Source organism: Aureimonas sp. SA4125 (genome assembly GCF_019973775.1).
Taxonomy (GTDB): Bacteria; Pseudomonadota; Alphaproteobacteria; order Rhizobiales; family Rhizobiaceae; genus Plantimonas.
Genome location: NZ_AP025032.1, coordinates 1776949 through 1791177, shown reverse-complemented (window position 1 = coordinate 1791177; position 14229 = coordinate 1776949). Strand labels below are relative to the sequence as shown.

Sequence of the window (14229 nt, the reverse complement as noted above, 5' to 3'; positions counted from 1 at the left end):
ATGGTTACCATTGCTTCTGAACGTGCCAATGATAGGATGATTGAGGGCACAGGTGAGGTGAAATGGCAGAGCCGACGAGGCAACCCGAACACTGGGGAGGCGGTGTCAGGGGCGAAAAGGTCAACCGCACCATGACTCTTGCCGCCGAAATCGGCTGCAAGATCACGTCGGGAGAGCTGGCCGCCGGATCCATCCTGCCGACCGAGGCCGAGATCCAGCATCAGTACGGCGTTTCGCGGACCGTCGTCCGCGAGGCGATCCGCCATATCGCGGCCAAGGGGCTCGTCACCGTCGGGCCGAAGGTCGGCACCCGCGTCCGCGACACCAACGACTGGAACGTCCTCGATGCCGAGGTCATGCGCTGGCATCTGATGGCCGGGGAGCGCCGCGGCTTCGTCGAGGCGCTCTACGAGATGCGGCTGATCAACGAGCCGGAAGCCGCGCGCCTTGCCGCCACGCGGATCACGCCCGAACAGTCGGAGCGCCTTGCCGATGCCCTGGCCGCGATGGCGGTGCATCCCCGCGGCTCCGACAGGCTGATCATCGCCGATCTCGACTTCCACCGGATCATCCTCGAGGCCACCGGCAATCCCATCCTGCGCTCGCTCGGGACGATGATCGAGCGCAGCCTGTCGATCTCCTTCTCCCTTTCCTGGCGGCAGAATCCACAGGACGAGACGGTCCGCCAGCACGCCCGCGTGCAGGAGGCGATCATGCGCGGCGATGGCGAGGCGGCGAGCCTCTTCATGCGGCGCCTGATCGAAAGTGCCTTCCAGGACGTCGTCGCCGCGCTCTACAACGAGCCCGCAGCGGACGAGACGCTGTATCCTTCCGTTGCAAATGGCAGCGCTGCCAGCGCTGCCGACTTACAGGTGCCATGACATGAAAACCATCACGGTCGGCCTCGTCGGTGTCGGCAAGATCGCCAGGGATCAGCACATCCCCTCCCTCGCCCGCACGCCGGGCATCGAACTCGCCGCCGCCTGCAGTCGCAATGCGGCCGTCGACGGTGTCCGAAATTTCGCGACGCTGAACGAGATGCTGGCGGCCATGCCTGAACTCGACGCCGTCGCGCTCTGCACGCCGCCGCATGTCCGACACGCGCTCGCGGCCGAGGCGCTTGCGGCGGGAAAGCACGTGCTGCTGGAGAAGCCGCCCGGCGCCACCCTGTCGGAGATCGAACCGCTCATCGCGATGGCCGAGGAGAAGAGCCTGACGCTCTTCGCCACCTGGCATTCGCGCTTTGCCCCCGCCGTCATCCCGGCCCGCGAATTTCTCGCCGATGCCCGGATCCGTTCGGTGTCCGTGGAGTGGAAGGAAGACGTTCGCCACTGGCATCCCGGCCAGGAGTGGATCTGGGAGCCGGGTGGTCTCGGCGTCTTCGATCCTGGCATCAACGCTTTGTCGATCGTCACCGCGATCCTCCCGCGGCCGATCTTCCTGACCACGGCGTCGCTGGAATTTCCGGCCAACCGCGCGACGCCGATCGCCGCCGACCTCGCCTTCACGGACGGCGAAGGCTTGGCGGTCGCGGCTGTCTTCGACTGGCGCCAGACCGGCCCGCAGACCTGGGACATCCATGTCGAGACGGACAAGGGACGGCTGACGCTGTCGTCGGGCGGCGCCAAGCTCGCGATCGACGGCGCGGCTGTGGGCATCGGCCCCGAAGCGGAATATGATGGGATCTACGCCCGCTTCGCCGACCTCGTCCAGACCGGCCGGTCGGATGTCGACGTCTCGCCGCTCCGCCATGTCGCCGACGCCTTCATGCTCGGCCGCCGCCTGGAGGTCGACGCCTTCGACTGACCCATCCTCGAAAACACTGCCCCTTTCATTGAAACAGACGAGAGCATCATGTTGAAGAAGAACGAAAATTCCGGCCAGACGAAACTGCGTTCGCGCGCCTGGTTCGACAATCCCAGCAATCCCGACATGACGGCGCTCTATCTCGAGCGCTACCTGAACTTCGGCCTCAGCCTGGAGGAGCTGCAGTCCGGCATGCCGATCATCGGCATCGCGCAGACCGGCTCGGACCTCAGCCCCTGCAACCGCCATCACCTGGAACTGGCCAAGCGCGTGCGCGACGGCATCCGCGAGATGGGCGGCATTCCGCTGGAGTTTCCGGTGCATCCGATCCAGGAGACCGGAAAGCGTCCGACGGCGGGTCTCGACCGCAACCTCGCCTATCTCGCCCTCGTCGAGGTGCTCTACGGCTATCCGCTCGACGGCGTCGTTCTGACCATCGGTTGTGACAAGACGACGCCCGCCTGCCTGATGGCGGCGGCGACGGTGAACATCCCGGCGATCGCGCTCTCGGTTGGCCCGATGCTGAACGGCTGGTTCCGCGGCGAGCGCACGGGCTCGGGCACGATCGTCTGGAAGGCGCGCGAGCTGATGGCCAAGGGCGAGATCGACTACCAGGGTTTCATCAAGCTCGTGGCGTCCTCGGCGCCGTCGACCGGCTATTGCAACACCATGGGCACGGCGACGACGATGAACTCGCTCGCCGAAGCGCTCGGCATGCAGCTCCCGGGCTCGGCCGCGATCCCGGCGCCCTACCGCGACCGGCAGGAAATGAGCTACCTCACCGGCAAGCGCATCGTCGAGATGGTGCACGAGGACCTGAAACCCTCCGACATCCTGACCCGTGAAGCCTTCGAGAATGCCATCCGCGTCAACTCGGCGATCGGCGGCTCGACCAACGCGCCGATCCATCTGAACGCCCTCGCCCGCCATGTCGGCGTCGAGCTCGACATCGACGACTGGCAGAAATACGGCGAGGAGATCCCGCTGCTGGTCAACCTGCAGCCAGCCGGCGAATATCTCGGCGAGGACTACTACCACGCCGGCGGCGTGCCGGCGGTGGTGAACCAGCTTATGACGCAGGGGCTCATCCACGAGGACGCGCCGACCGTGAATGGTAAATCGATCGGCGACAACTGCCGCGGCGCGCGGATCGAGGACGAGAACGTCATCCGGACCTTCGACAAGCCGATCAAGACGCATGCCGGATTCCGCGTCCTGCGCGGCAATCTGTTCGATTCCGCCATCATGAAGCTGTCGGTGATCTCGCCCGAATTCCGCCAGCGCTATCTCGCCAACGCCGAGGATCCGGAGGCCTTCGAGGGCCGCGCCATCGTCTTCGACGGCCCGGAGGACTACCACCACCGCATCGACGACCCGACGCTGGCGATCGACGAGCACTGCGTCCTTTTCATGCGCGGCGCCGGTCCCATCGGCTATCCCGGTGCGGCCGAGGTCGTGAACATGCGGGCCCCCGACTACCTCATCAAGCGCGGCATCTCCTCGCTTGCCTGCATCGGCGACGGCCGCCAGTCCGGCACCTCCGGCTCGCCCTCCATCCTCAACGCCTCGCCGGAAGCGGCGGCCGGCGGCGGCCTCGCTCTGCTCCAGACGGGCGACAAGGTCCGCATCGACATCGGCCGCGGTACCGCCGACATCCTGATCTCGGAAGCCGAACTGGCGACGCGTCGCCAGGCGCTTGCCGACGACGGCGGCTACCACTACCCGGCGCACCAGACGCCGTGGCAGGAGATCCAGCGCGCCATCGTCGGGCAGCTGTCGACCGGCGCGGTCCTGGAGCCGGCGATCGCCTACCAGCGCATCGCCCAGACCAAGGGACTGCCGCGCGATAATCACTGAGGCCGCCCTCTCCCGACCCAGGGAATACGAGGACCGGGCGCCGTCGTGGCGCCCGGTTCGCCGGACTTCTTCACTTGCCTGCCAGACCTGTCCGCCAGGAGAGCGCGATGACGACATCAGACACACGCCCCTTCTGTGCGGCCGTCGACTGGGGGACGACGAGTTTCCGCCTCTGGCTGCTCGGCCGTGACGGGACGGTGCTCGGCGAGCGGCGCAGCCGGGACGGCATGCAGTCGGCGGCAAAGCCTGGTTTCCAGGCGGTGCTGGAGCAGCATCTTTCGGCGGTGAAGGCAGCGGACGACCTGCCGGTGATCGTCTGCGGCATGGCGGGTTCGCGCCAGGGCTGGGTCGAGGCGCCCTATGTCGACGCGCCCGCCAGCTTCGACGCCATCGCCGGCGGCGCCATCCGCGTGCCGGACATGGCCCGCGACGTTCGCATCCTGCCCGGTGTGGCTCAGCGCCCCGGCATGGCCGGCGGAGCGCTTGCCGGCGACGGGCTGCCCTTCGGCCCTGACGTCATCCGCGGCGAGGAAACGCAGGTCATGGGTCTCGGTCTTTCGCCCGGCTCGCTCCTCTGCCTGCCCGGCACGCATTCCAAATGGATCAGCATCGGCGATCAAAGGATCGAGGCTTTCTCGAGCTTCATGACGGGCGAATTGTTCCAGCTCCTGTCCACGCAGTCGATCCTGCGCCACACCCTCGATGCCGAGGCCGACGTCATGGCCGAGAGCGCGAGCTTCATCGGCGGCGTCGAGGCCGGGCATGGGGCGCCGGCCTTGATCCTCAACCGACTGTTCTCGATGCGCGCCGAGGGACTCTTCGGCAGCCGCAGCCCGGCCAAGGCGCTGGCGCGCCTGTCGGGCATGCTCCTCGGCCTCGAGATATCAGGCGCCGCCGCGATCTATCCGCAACGCAGCGTCTTCCTCGCCGCCTCGGGCCCGCTCTTCGATCTCTACCGCACGGCACTCGCCGCCACCGGCTGGACCGTCACCGTCGCCGATGCCGACGAAGCCGTCCGCAAGGGTCTCATGGCCGGCGCCCTCCAATGTTTCAATCCTGCGTGAAAGTTGTCCGATGAGCCAGTCCCCCTTCGCCGACGCCGCCCTTCCCCAAATCGCCTGGCCCGCGCTCAAGCGCTCGCTGGTCGCGATCCTGCGGGGCCTGACGCCCGATGAAACCGAAACGGTGGTGGGCGGCCTGATCGAGCTCGGCTTCGAGGCGATCGAGATCCCGCTGAATTCGCCCGACCCCTTCCGCTCCATCGAGACCGCCGCGAAGATGGCACCGGCGGGCGTCCTCATCGGCGCCGGGACGGTGCTGTCGACCGATTCCGTCGACCGGCTGAACGATGCCGGCGGCCGCCTCCTCGTCAGCCCGAACGTCAATCCCGCGGTGATCCGCCGCGCGGCCGGACATGGCATGGTGACCATGCCGGGCGTCTTCACGCCGACCGAGGCCTTCGCCGCGATCGAGGCCGGCGCCTCGGCGCTGAAGTTCTTTCCCGCCGGCGTCCTCGGCATCTCCGGCATCCAGGCGATGATGGCCGTGCTGCCGAAGGACGTGCCGATCGGCGTCGTCGGCGGCGTTTCCGACAAGGACTTCGAGGCCTTCGGCCGCGTCGGCGTCAAGGCCTTTGGCCTGGGATCCAGCCTCTACAAGGCCGGGATGCCCGCGAACGAGGTTGTTGCGCGGGGCGCTGCGGCGATCGCCGCCTATGATGCAGCCTTTGCGGCGAACAGGGCATGAAGCCCGAAACGGTCACCACGACGGTTCTCGATGCGCCTGCCTGCCTCCTCGGTGAAGGGCCAGCCTACGACGCCCAGACCGATACCGCCTGGTGGTTCGACATTCTGGGAAAGGGGCTGTTCGAGCATGTGTTCGCGACCGGCAGGACGCGGCGGCACGACCTGCCGTTCATGGCGAGCCAGTTGTCGGTCATCGACGCCGAACGGCAGATGATCTTCGCCGATACCGGTCTCTTCGTCCGCGACGTCACCAGCGGAAACCTGACGCTGCACACCGCGATCGAGGCGGACAACGCCGCCACCCGGTCGAATGACGGCCGGGTGCATCCCTGCGGTGCGCTCTGGATGGGCACGATGGGACGGGAAGCCGAAACCGGCCTCGGGGCCATCTACTGGTTTTACCGCGGGGAGTTGCGGCAGCTTTACAAGAATATATCGATCCCCAACGCGATCTGTTTCTCGGCCGACGGCGCCACCGCCTATTATACCGATACGCCGACCGGCCTCCTGATGCGCGTGGCGACCGATCCGGCGACGGGTCTGCCGATCGGCGAGCCCGCCGTCTTCCATGACACTCGCGCGACCGGCGGTGGCCCCGACGGTGCGGTGGTGGATGCCGAGGGATGCCTGTGGAACGCCCGCTGGGGCGGCGGCCGGCTCGATGTTTACGGCCCCGACGGCGCCGTCCGGCGCTCGTTCGGCCTTCCCGTCAGCCAGCCGACCTGCCCGCTTTTCGTCGGCTCCGATGCCGGACGAATGCTGGTCACGTCAGCTCGAAAGGGTGCGCCGACCACCGAAGACCGGGCCGGCACGACGCTTCTGCTCGGACTGCCCGTTCGAGGACGGCATGACGCACGGCTTGCGCTGGTCTGACAGGCATCAGATTTTCTGTCGGCGGACTCAGCAAAACTTATCCTAAGCAATTGAATGCGATGGGTATTCGCCCGTTGCAGGGCAGCCATGCGCCCAGGGCTTTGTGCAATGCAGCGTAAGAGGATATTAGTGCGAATGAAGACGCACTCAATCTTTCTTAGGACGAGACCCATGACCCGCCGTATTCTTCTCGCTGTCGCGACCCTCCTTGCCGTCGGCTCCGCCCATGCCGACGAGATCCGGCCGATGGCCGGCAAGAGCTTCGCGCTCGCTTCGGGATCGGGCGTCGTCTATTTCACCAAGGAGGCCGAGGGCTTCCGGGTCGTCGCGACGATGAACGCCGGGGAAGGCGCCACTCCCGTCCGGATCGTTTCGACGCTCGCCGACGGCCAGACGATGACGCTGTCGATCCCGACCGAAGTCGGCAGGAATGTCCGCGAGATCGAGATCCGCCGCGCCGGCGAGACGCTCAGCATCGACACCGCCCCCGCGCTGATGGTCCGCGCCTCGCTGAACTGATCTCCGCTTTCGCCGCGAGATCCTGAACGACGAGAGGGCCCTTCGGGGCCCTCTCGATTCGGTGCGCCGGGTGCGACCGGTCGGTGCTGTCCGCGATGAACGCTCAGGCGGCCGAGGCAGCTATCGCGGGGGAGTCGTCGTCGCGTTCGGCAAGGAGGACGTCGACGGCGTCACCGGTCATGGGTTTCGAATAGTAGAAGCCCTGGACTTCGGTCAGCCCCTCCGAGCGGGCGAAGGACAGCTGGCTCTCGGTCTCGACCCCTTCGAGAATGGTTTCCATCCGCAACGTCCGCGACAGGCGTACGATCGTGCGCACGATCTCGGCATCCTCGGTGCTCGCCGCGACGTCGCGGGTGAAGGACCGGTCGATCTTCAGGCGATCGAAGGAAAAATTGCGAAGGTTCGACAGGCTCGAGAAGCCGGTGCCGAAATCGTCCATTGTGATGCGCACGCCGAGTGCGCGCAGGCGCGACATCGCCGTCTTGACCCGGTGCGAGGCTTCGAGCAGCAGCGATTCCGTGATTTCGAGATCAAGCCGCCCCGGCGCGAGGCCGCTTTGCGCAAGCGCCTGTTCGACATGGTCGACGAGATTGGCGTCCTTGAATTGAACAGGCGACAGGTTGACGGCAATGCCGATCGGCTTCGGCCAGGTCGCCGCCGTCCGGCAAGCTTCGATCAGAACAAAGCGCCCCAGCCGGACGATGAGGCCGGAGGTTTCCGCCAGCGGGATGAAATCGAGCGGCGGCACCAGGCCGCGCGTCGGATGATTCCACCGCACCAGGGCCTCGAAGCTGCGGATCGCGCCGCTCGTCGTGCCGTAGATCGGCTGGTAGTGAAGCTCGAATTCTCCCCGATCGATGCCGGCCCGCATTTCCGCCTCGAGCAGGAGCTGATCGTCCTTCATCGCCTTCATCTCCGGCACGAAGAGGCGGTAGCTGCTCTGGGCCTCGAGCTTGGCCTGATACAGCGCGACGTCGACGGAGCGCATGACGTCGGACCATGTTGCGCCATCGAGGCCGACGCGGGCGATGCCGATCGAAGTATTGGGGCTGATACGCGTGTCGTCCACCCGCATCTCCCGCGTGACCATGGCGAGAAGCTTCTCGGCAAAGAGCTCCGGCAAGGTCTCGTCGGCGGCCGGAAAATGCACGACCACGAACTCGTCGCCACCGAGGCGGACCGAGAGGTCTTCGGGTCCCGCGGCGGCGATCAGTCGCCGCGCCACTTCTTCCAGAACGAGATCGCCGGCGCGGTGACCGAAGGTGTCGTTGATATGCTTGAAGTCGTCGAGATCGAGCATGTAGAGGACCACGCCGCGTCGCTCCCAGATCCGCGTCGCGAGGCCCTCCTCCAGGCGCTTGGTGAGATAGGCGCGGTTGTAGAGCCCCGTGACGGGATCGAGATGTGCCTGACTGCGCAGCAGCTGTTCGGTCTGGTTCAACTGCATGAGCTTGTCGCGCAGGAGACGCTGCGAGCGGCCGATGGTCAGGAAAATCCAACCGATGATCGCCGGCGAGAGCAGCGCGAGGCTGTGCATCGCCGTTGCGGAAAACGTCGCGGCCGCACTGGGGTCGAGACTGCTCCAGGCCCGGACCTGCATGTCGACGAGAAGCCCGGTCACGGAGAAGGCGAGGCCGAGCCCCGCTCCCGTTGCCGCGTAGCCGAATTCGACTTTGCGCTCGCGGAGCGCTTCCTTGGCTGCAGCGTTCAGCATCACTGGTCCGATCCGTGCTCTTACCCGCTCCCAGACATCCCCGCGCCCATGACAGCGTCGCAGCCGCGTCCTCAGTCGATGATTAGGTGAAAGTCGCCGATGTCACTCCCCGATAGTGAGGGAGCAAATCTTTCATCTTGATTAAGCTTTGCGACTTTTTGAACAAAATACCGCGCCGAAATCGGGAGACGCTTTTCATCCGTCGTATGGGCCGACTTATTTCAGGTATTTGCGTATTTGCTGAGCACATTCCCGGATGCGGGAGGTTATCCCCTCCAAGAGCAATAAGGGATTGTCGGCGGTAAAACGAGGAAGAAACCTGGGAGACCGAGGCCGCGACTTCCCTTAGGGAAAGCGAAGCCGCCGCAGGCAGTTCGACGCCGTGACGCCGAACTGCATCGAGTGGTGGAAGCATGTGCCTTCGGTCGACTATTCCGCAGCTTTCGCCACCAGCGCAGCAATCCCGCTTTCGTAAATGCCGGCGATGATGCCGCTCGCTTCGTCGACGCTGACGCCCTTGGCGTCGAACGAGCCGGTCCAGGCTATTTCGCTGCTGCCCGCGCCAGTGGCCGGTCTCACCGACAATGTCGAGAGATAGTTGCTGACCGGCAGCGGTCCTTCGACGATCTTGTAGCTGTAGGTCCTTGCGGCGTCATCGCGCTCGACCTCTGCTTCCACGAGCGTGGCGCCGCCGACAAGCGTCAGGGTTGGCGTCCGCACTCCGCCCTCGTCGGACAGGACGCATCGTTCGACGGCAAAATGCCAGTCGGCGATGCCGCAGAAATCGCCGATGATCGTCCACACCTTGTCCGGTGCCGCCTCGGCCATGCCACTGCGCGCGACTCGGATCGACGTGGCGGCGTTCGCCGTTCCGGGCCCGTCAGAAGCCGATGAGTTGATGTCTGTCATCAGTCTTTTCTCCCGAGGTGCCCGCCACGGAAGATAGTATGCCCCCGCGCGGCGGGAAGGATGCTTCTCGCCTCGATGCCGACGACCCAGCGCAACGAGAGCCAAAAAAAAGGGGCGGCACAGCGGCCGCCCTGAAAATCTTGTCTGGAGTGTCAGATCGAAACCTGATGGCTGTAGAACAGTCGAAAGCCCGGATGGTTGCGGCGCGCGGAGAACTTTCGGTTCCGTGCCCTGCCGCGGGACAGGCTCGACAACCGGGCCGGTTGACCCAGATGCACTGCCATCGCTGCGGCGCAACCATCGCGGCGATGGCCCGTTGAATGCGGAACCGGCATCGTCATGCGGCCGTATCATTTCGCAGCAGCGCAGCCTCCGATTTTCGAGCAGGCCAGCCCCTTTCAGGAGATCAGAATGTTTCGCGACACATCCAGCGCCTACGATCGCATCGCCGAGTCGATCGGAGATATCGGTGAGCGCATCGGTGAACTGGAGCACCAGATCTCGGAACGCATCAGTCCGACGCCATCAATCACCGAGCGCGTTCGCCGCTCCGTGGGCTTCCCCTCGCGTTCGCACTCCTTTCTCCCGGATACGTTCCGCAACCTGTCGATGCCGACGGTCTCGGACGCCCGTTCATCCTACCGCAGCCTCATCGAGGCGATGCCCGACCTGCGCGGGCAGCTCAGCGAACTGAGGTCGCACCTTCCGTCCTGGGGGGCGTCCGAGCTGGCGTCGCGCCTGCCTGATCCCCGCTTGCCGCGCGCGCCCAGCTTCCGCCGCGGGATGCAGGCTCAGCAGGGTCTCGCCTTTCTTCGCGGCCGTCCGGCGTTGACGACGGTTCTCGTTGCCGGCGGTGTGATCGCGGTGGTCGGCGCGGCGTTCTACGTCAGCAAGAAAGTGGCCGAGCACACCGAGGAGCCGGATTACGATACCGTCCGGACGGACGGTGACATCGAGATTCGCGACTACGATGCGATGATCGTCGCGGAGACCATCAAGAGTGGCTACCACGAGAAGGCGCGGCGCATCGGCTTCGAAACGCTCGCCGACTATATCTTTGCCGGCAACCGCGCCGGAAAGAAGATCGCGATGACGGCACCCGTCCTGCAGCAGCTGTCGGAGAACGAAGGCAAGACCAAGGGCTGGGCCATCCGCTTCGTCATGCCGAAGAAGTTCACCAAGGACACGCTGCCGGCCCCGGGCTCCGACGACGTGGCGATCCGCGAACTGCCCTCGAAGCGCGTCGTCGCGATCCGCTTCAACGGCAACTTCACCGCGAGCCTCGCTTCGAAGAAGCTCATGATCCTCTACAACTACATTGCCGAGGAAAACATGAAGCAGAAGGGGGATCCGGAATACGCCTTCTACAACCCGCCTTGGACCCCCGGCTTCATGAAGCGCAACGAGATCCTCATCGAGGTCGAACGCTGAGTCTTTCGGCTAAGCCTTCGGGCTGAGCCTGTCCCGGTATTCGTCGTGGGCTGATCGACGGCGCATCGCATGATCGCGGTGCGCCGTCGCTTTTTGTCTGTCTTGTTTATCACCGCGCGAATCCGCGCCAGGATCCCCGGCGGTGGCTTGAACGGTCCGTTTCGGCCCGGCACATTGCCGCCATGCAAGTACAGCTCCCTTCCAGCCTTCACGTCGACGGAGACGACAGGCGGCTCCGACTGGACCCGCGTGACGCGGGCTTCTTTCAGAATCCCTATCCCGCCTATGGCGAACTCCACCGGGCGGCTGTGCCGCTCTTCTGGGAGGAACTCGGCTGCCTCGCCATTGCCGAGCACAGACTGATCTCGGCCATCCTTCGCGACCGCCGCTTCGGACGCATCATCCCCGATGCATCAGGACGGGCCGAGGGCGACGCTGTGCCGGAGGGAAGCCGCAACTTCTATGGCTTGGAAGCCAACTCCCTGATGGAGCTGGAGCCGCCGGCCCACACGCGCCTGCGGAGTTTCGTGACGAAGGGCTTTGTCGCCCGCCGGATCGATCCTCTGGAGCCCAGCATCGCGGCGATTGCGGATGATCTGATCGACGGCTTTGCCGACAGGGCCGAGGTCGACCTCGTCGCGCGCTTCGCGACCCCGCTTGCCGTCGCCGCGATCGCCCGTCTCGTCGGACTGGATGCTAGCGCCCACGCCGACATGCTCGCCTGGTCGCACGCCATGGTCGCGATGTATCAGTTCGGCCGCACGCCGGAAGTCGAGGCTGCAGCGGATGCAGCCGCCGCGAAGTTTCGCGATTTCATGCACGCGGCCATCGCGACCCGCCGCCGTCGGCCCGCAGACGACCTGATCTCAAACCTGATCCAAGCGGAGACGGTAGCCGGCCGGCTCGGCGAGGACGAGATGGTCGCAACCCTCATCCTCCTGATGAATGCCGGCCACGAGGCAACGGTGCACCAGATCGGCAACGGGGTGAAGGCCGTGCTCGAGGCCGGCGCGAACGGCGCGGCGCTCTTTTCCAGCCGCGATCGCAGTTCCGCAGCGGTGGAAGAGATCCTGCGCTTCGACACGCCCTTGCATCTGTTCCGGCGCATTGCCCTCGAAGAGGTCGAGCTTTCCGGCGGTACGCGGTTGCGGCGGGGCGAACCGGTGGCTCTGCTTCTGGCCGCCGGCAACCGCGATCCCCGTCGCTTCGCCGATCCCGATCGCTTCGACCCGGAGCGCTCGGCCTTCGGCCACGTTTCCTTCGACGCCGGCATCCATTTCTGCATCGGCGCGCCGCTCGCGCGGCTGGAAATGGCGGTGGCGCTCGAGCGGTTGTTCGGGCGGCTGCCGCAGATCCGGATCGCCACTCCGCCGCGCTATGGCGACACCTGGCATTTTCATGGACTGACCCGGCTCGATCTTGCGCTTCGCTGAGCGGCCGGAAACGTCCGTCATCTCGCCTCGACCGCGATCAGCGGGAAGGTCTCAGACCTTGACGACGTAATGCTTCACGGTCGTCTCGACGACCCGCCATCGTCCCTTGAAGCCGGGACGAATGACGAAGCTGTCGCCGGCGCGATAGGTGACGGGCTCGGCGCCGTCCTCGCACAGGACCGAGACGCCGGAGACGATGTGGCAGAATTCCCATTCGGTGTAGTCGACCCGCCACTCTCCCGGCGCCGACTCCCAGACGCCGGCATAGACGCCACTTTCGGTCTCTTCGAGGTTCCATGTGCGATTATGCGGCGCGCCGTCCGTCACCTTCTCCGGTGCGGGCGACGCGCTGTCGGGCGTCAGGCCGGCGAGATCGAATGTCAGCAGATGGCGGGTCATGAAGCTCCCTGGAATCTTGGTGAACGGACCCCCTTGCAGGAGCGCAACCTGCGAGAGGGCGCCTTGTTGAGGCCGATGCAAGTTTCCCGTGCGATGATGATGGCATATCGGGAGAAATGTGATGACCTTAGGGGACTTGGCGCAATTCGTCGGTGTTTTCACCGCCACGATCGCGACCGCGAGTTGTCTGGGCTGCCTCGTCGATCGCAGCCTGATGGCCTGGCGGACGAACCGGGGGATCGACGAGGACTACTAAGCCGTCACGTCTTGCCGAGCGCCTGATCGAGATCGGCAATGATGTCCTCGATGCTCTCGATGCCGACGGACAGGCGCACGACGTCGGGCGCCGCACCGGCCGCAACCTTCTGCTCATCCGTCAGCTGCTTGTGCGTGGTCGAGGCCGGGTGAATGACGAGCGAGCGCGTGTCGCCGATATTGGCCAGATGCGAGAACATCTCCAGCGCCTCCACGAAGACGACACCTGCATCGTAACCGCCCTTCAGGCCAAAGGTCAGCACGGCGCCCGCCCCCTTCGGCGCATAGGTCTGCATCGCCGGGTGATAGCGGTCGCCGGGAAGTCCGGCATAGGATACCCAGCCGACCTTCTCGTGCCCGTTCAGGTATTCTGCGACCTTCAGTGCGTTGTCGCAGTGGCGCTGCATGCGCAGCGGCAGCGTCTCGATGCCGGTCAGGATGAGGAAGGCGTTGAACGGCGAGATGGCGGGACCGAGATCCCGCAGGCCGAGCACGCGACAGGCAATGGCGAAGGCGAAATTGCCGAACGTCTCGTGCAGCACGACGCCGTTGTATTCCGGACGCGGCGCCGAGAGCATGGGATAGTTCGCGCTCGCCGACCAGTCGAATGTGCCGCCGTCGACGATCGCCCCGCCCATCGAATTGCCGTGGCCGCCCATGAACTTCGTCAGCGAATGCACGACGATGTCGGCGCCGTGCTCGATCGGGCGGCAGAGATAGGGGCTGGCCAGCGTGTTGTCGACGATGAGCGGCAGACCGTGCCGGTGCGCGATCTCGGCGATGCCGGCGATGTCGCAGATGATGCCGCCGGGATTGGCGATGGATTCGATGAAGATCGCCCGCGTCCTGTCGGTGATCGCCGCCTCGAAGCTCTGGAGGTCGTCCGGGTCTGCCCATTTGACCCGCCAGTCGAAGGACTTGAAGGCGTTGGTGAACTGGTTGATCGAACCGCCATAGAGGCGGTGGGAGGCGACGAACTCGTCGCCCGGCTGCATCAGCGTCTGGAAGATGAGAAGCTGCGCCGCATGGCCCGAGGCCACCGCCAGCGCCGCCGTGCCGCCTTCGAGCGCGGCGACGCGCTCCTCCAGCACCGCCTGCGTCGGGTTCATGATGCGGGTGTAGATATTGCCGAACTTCTGCAGGCCGAACAAAGCGGCGGCATGGTCGACATCGTCGAAGACGAAGGCGGTGGTCTGGTAGATCGGCGTCGCGCGGGCGCCGGTCGTCGGGTCCGGCCGCGCGCCGGCATGGATGGCAAGGGTATCGAAACCGGGTGTCGTCGTCATCG

At 65.6% G+C, this 14229-nt stretch carries 14 protein-coding genes; 10 read left to right on the top strand and 4 right to left on the bottom strand.

Annotated elements, in window-relative coordinates; translation table 11 throughout:
- Positions 1-62 precede the first annotated feature (62 nt).
- From Sa4125_RS08255 to Sa4125_RS08225, 7 genes are all read left to right on the top strand, one after another.
- On the top strand, positions 63-881 hold the full coding sequence (locus Sa4125_RS08255; protein ID WP_224005793.1) for a FadR/GntR family transcriptional regulator: 819 nt from the start codon (positions 63-65) through the stop codon (positions 879-881).
- A gap of 1 nt (position 882) precedes the next feature.
- Positions 883-1806, top strand: a complete 924-nt coding sequence (locus Sa4125_RS08250) for a Gfo/Idh/MocA family oxidoreductase (RefSeq protein WP_224005790.1) — start codon at positions 883-885, stop codon at positions 1804-1806.
- Between the two features lie 48 nt (positions 1807-1854).
- Entirely contained in the window at positions 1855-3663 is a 1809-nt protein-coding gene (locus tag Sa4125_RS08245; RefSeq protein WP_224005787.1) for an IlvD/Edd family dehydratase, read from the top strand.
- A 107-nt stretch (positions 3664-3770) separates the two neighbouring features.
- On the top strand, positions 3771-4727 hold the full coding sequence (locus tag Sa4125_RS08240; RefSeq protein ID WP_224005784.1) for a 2-dehydro-3-deoxygalactonokinase: 957 nt from the start codon (positions 3771-3773) through the stop codon (positions 4725-4727).
- Positions 4728-4737: 10 nt separating this feature from the next.
- Positions 4738-5409, top strand: coding sequence for a 2-dehydro-3-deoxy-6-phosphogalactonate aldolase (locus tag Sa4125_RS08235; protein WP_224005781.1), 672 nt, complete (start codon positions 4738-4740; stop codon positions 5407-5409).
- Positions 5406-6281 (top strand): SMP-30/gluconolactonase/LRE family protein, encoded by an 876-nt coding sequence (locus Sa4125_RS08230; RefSeq protein ID WP_224005778.1) that lies wholly within the window; start codon positions 5406-5408, stop codon positions 6279-6281. The genes Sa4125_RS08235 and Sa4125_RS08230 overlap by 4 nt, the downstream gene beginning before the upstream one ends.
- 171 nt (positions 6282-6452) lie before the next feature.
- The gene (locus tag Sa4125_RS08225) at positions 6453-6800 is read left to right on the top strand and encodes a hypothetical protein (RefSeq protein ID WP_224005774.1); all 348 of its coding nucleotides are present in this window, start codon (positions 6453-6455) and stop codon (positions 6798-6800) included.
- A gap of 103 nt (positions 6801-6903) precedes the next feature.
- Here the strand turns inward: Sa4125_RS08225 and Sa4125_RS08220 are convergent, their stop codons facing one another.
- The gene (locus Sa4125_RS08220; protein ID WP_224005771.1) at positions 6904-8514 is read right to left on the bottom strand and encodes an EAL domain-containing protein; all 1611 of its coding nucleotides are present in this window, start codon (positions 8512-8514) and stop codon (positions 6904-6906) included.
- A 429-nt stretch (positions 8515-8943) separates the two neighbouring features.
- Positions 8944-9423, bottom strand: a complete 480-nt coding sequence (locus Sa4125_RS08215; protein WP_224005768.1) for an SRPBCC family protein — start codon at positions 9421-9423, stop codon at positions 8944-8946.
- A 411-nt stretch (positions 9424-9834) separates the two neighbouring features.
- Here Sa4125_RS08215 and Sa4125_RS08210 point away from each other — a divergent pair, with 411 nt between their 5' ends.
- Both Sa4125_RS08210 and Sa4125_RS08205 read left to right on the top strand, forming a co-directional pair.
- Positions 9835-10854 (top strand): heme-binding protein, encoded by a 1020-nt coding sequence (locus Sa4125_RS08210; protein WP_224005765.1) that lies wholly within the window; start codon positions 9835-9837, stop codon positions 10852-10854.
- 182 nt (positions 10855-11036) lie between these two features.
- Positions 11037-12287, top strand: coding sequence for a cytochrome P450 (locus Sa4125_RS08205; RefSeq protein ID WP_224005762.1), 1251 nt, complete (start codon positions 11037-11039; stop codon positions 12285-12287).
- A 51-nt stretch (positions 12288-12338) separates the two neighbouring features.
- On the opposite strand, the gene Sa4125_RS08200 is transcribed toward Sa4125_RS08205, so the two are convergent.
- The gene (locus tag Sa4125_RS08200) at positions 12339-12686 is read right to left on the bottom strand and encodes a cupin domain-containing protein (RefSeq protein ID WP_224005759.1); all 348 of its coding nucleotides are present in this window, start codon (positions 12684-12686) and stop codon (positions 12339-12341) included.
- A gap of 121 nt (positions 12687-12807) precedes the next feature.
- Here Sa4125_RS08200 and Sa4125_RS24165 point away from each other — a divergent pair, with 121 nt between their 5' ends.
- Positions 12808-12942 carry a hypothetical protein gene (locus Sa4125_RS24165; RefSeq protein ID WP_267461364.1) on the top strand — a complete coding sequence of 45 codons (135 nt, stop codon included), beginning with the start codon at positions 12808-12810 and terminating at the stop codon, positions 12940-12942.
- Positions 12943-12946: 4 nt separating this feature from the next.
- On the opposite strand, the gene Sa4125_RS08195 is transcribed toward Sa4125_RS24165, so the two are convergent.
- On the bottom strand, positions 12947-14227 hold the full coding sequence (locus Sa4125_RS08195) for an O-acetylhomoserine aminocarboxypropyltransferase (protein ID WP_224005756.1): 1281 nt from the start codon (positions 14225-14227) through the stop codon (positions 12947-12949).
- Between the last annotated feature and the right edge of the window lie 2 nt (positions 14228-14229).

What these genes read in the sequence shown, in the direction of transcription:
- Sa4125_RS08255 (WP_224005793.1), top strand. Translation starts at nt 63, where the DNA reads ATGGCAGAGCCGACGAGGCAACCCGAACACTGGGGAGGCGGTGTCAGG.
- Sa4125_RS08250 (WP_224005790.1), top strand. Translation starts at nt 883, where the DNA reads ATGAAAACCATCACGGTCGGCCTCGTCGGTGTCGGCAAGATCGCCAGG.
- Sa4125_RS08245 (WP_224005787.1), top strand. Translation starts at nt 1,855, where the DNA reads ATGTTGAAGAAGAACGAAAATTCCGGCCAGACGAAACTGCGTTCGCGC.
- Sa4125_RS08240 (WP_224005784.1), top strand. Translation starts at nt 3,771, where the DNA reads ATGACGACATCAGACACACGCCCCTTCTGTGCGGCCGTCGACTGGGGG.
- Sa4125_RS08235 (WP_224005781.1), top strand. Translation starts at nt 4,738, where the DNA reads ATGAGCCAGTCCCCCTTCGCCGACGCCGCCCTTCCCCAAATCGCCTGG.
- Sa4125_RS08230 (WP_224005778.1), top strand. Translation starts at nt 5,406, where the DNA reads ATGAAGCCCGAAACGGTCACCACGACGGTTCTCGATGCGCCTGCCTGC.
- Sa4125_RS08225 (WP_224005774.1), top strand. Translation starts at nt 6,453, where the DNA reads ATGACCCGCCGTATTCTTCTCGCTGTCGCGACCCTCCTTGCCGTCGGC.
- Sa4125_RS08220 (WP_224005771.1), bottom strand. Translation starts at nt 8,514, where the DNA reads ATGCTGAACGCTGCAGCCAAGGAAGCGCTCCGCGAGCGCAAAGTCGAA.
- Sa4125_RS08215 (WP_224005768.1), bottom strand. Translation starts at nt 9,423, where the DNA reads ATGACAGACATCAACTCATCGGCTTCTGACGGGCCCGGAACGGCGAAC.
- Sa4125_RS08210 (WP_224005765.1), top strand. Translation starts at nt 9,835, where the DNA reads ATGTTTCGCGACACATCCAGCGCCTACGATCGCATCGCCGAGTCGATC.
- Sa4125_RS08205 (WP_224005762.1), top strand. Translation starts at nt 11,037, where the DNA reads ATGCAAGTACAGCTCCCTTCCAGCCTTCACGTCGACGGAGACGACAGG.
- Sa4125_RS08200 (WP_224005759.1), bottom strand. Translation starts at nt 12,686, where the DNA reads ATGACCCGCCATCTGCTGACATTCGATCTCGCCGGCCTGACGCCCGAC.
- Sa4125_RS24165 (WP_267461364.1), top strand. Translation starts at nt 12,808, where the DNA reads ATGACCTTAGGGGACTTGGCGCAATTCGTCGGTGTTTTCACCGCCACG.
- Sa4125_RS08195 (WP_224005756.1), bottom strand. Translation starts at nt 14,227, where the DNA reads ATGACGACGACACCCGGTTTCGATACCCTTGCCATCCATGCCGGCGCG.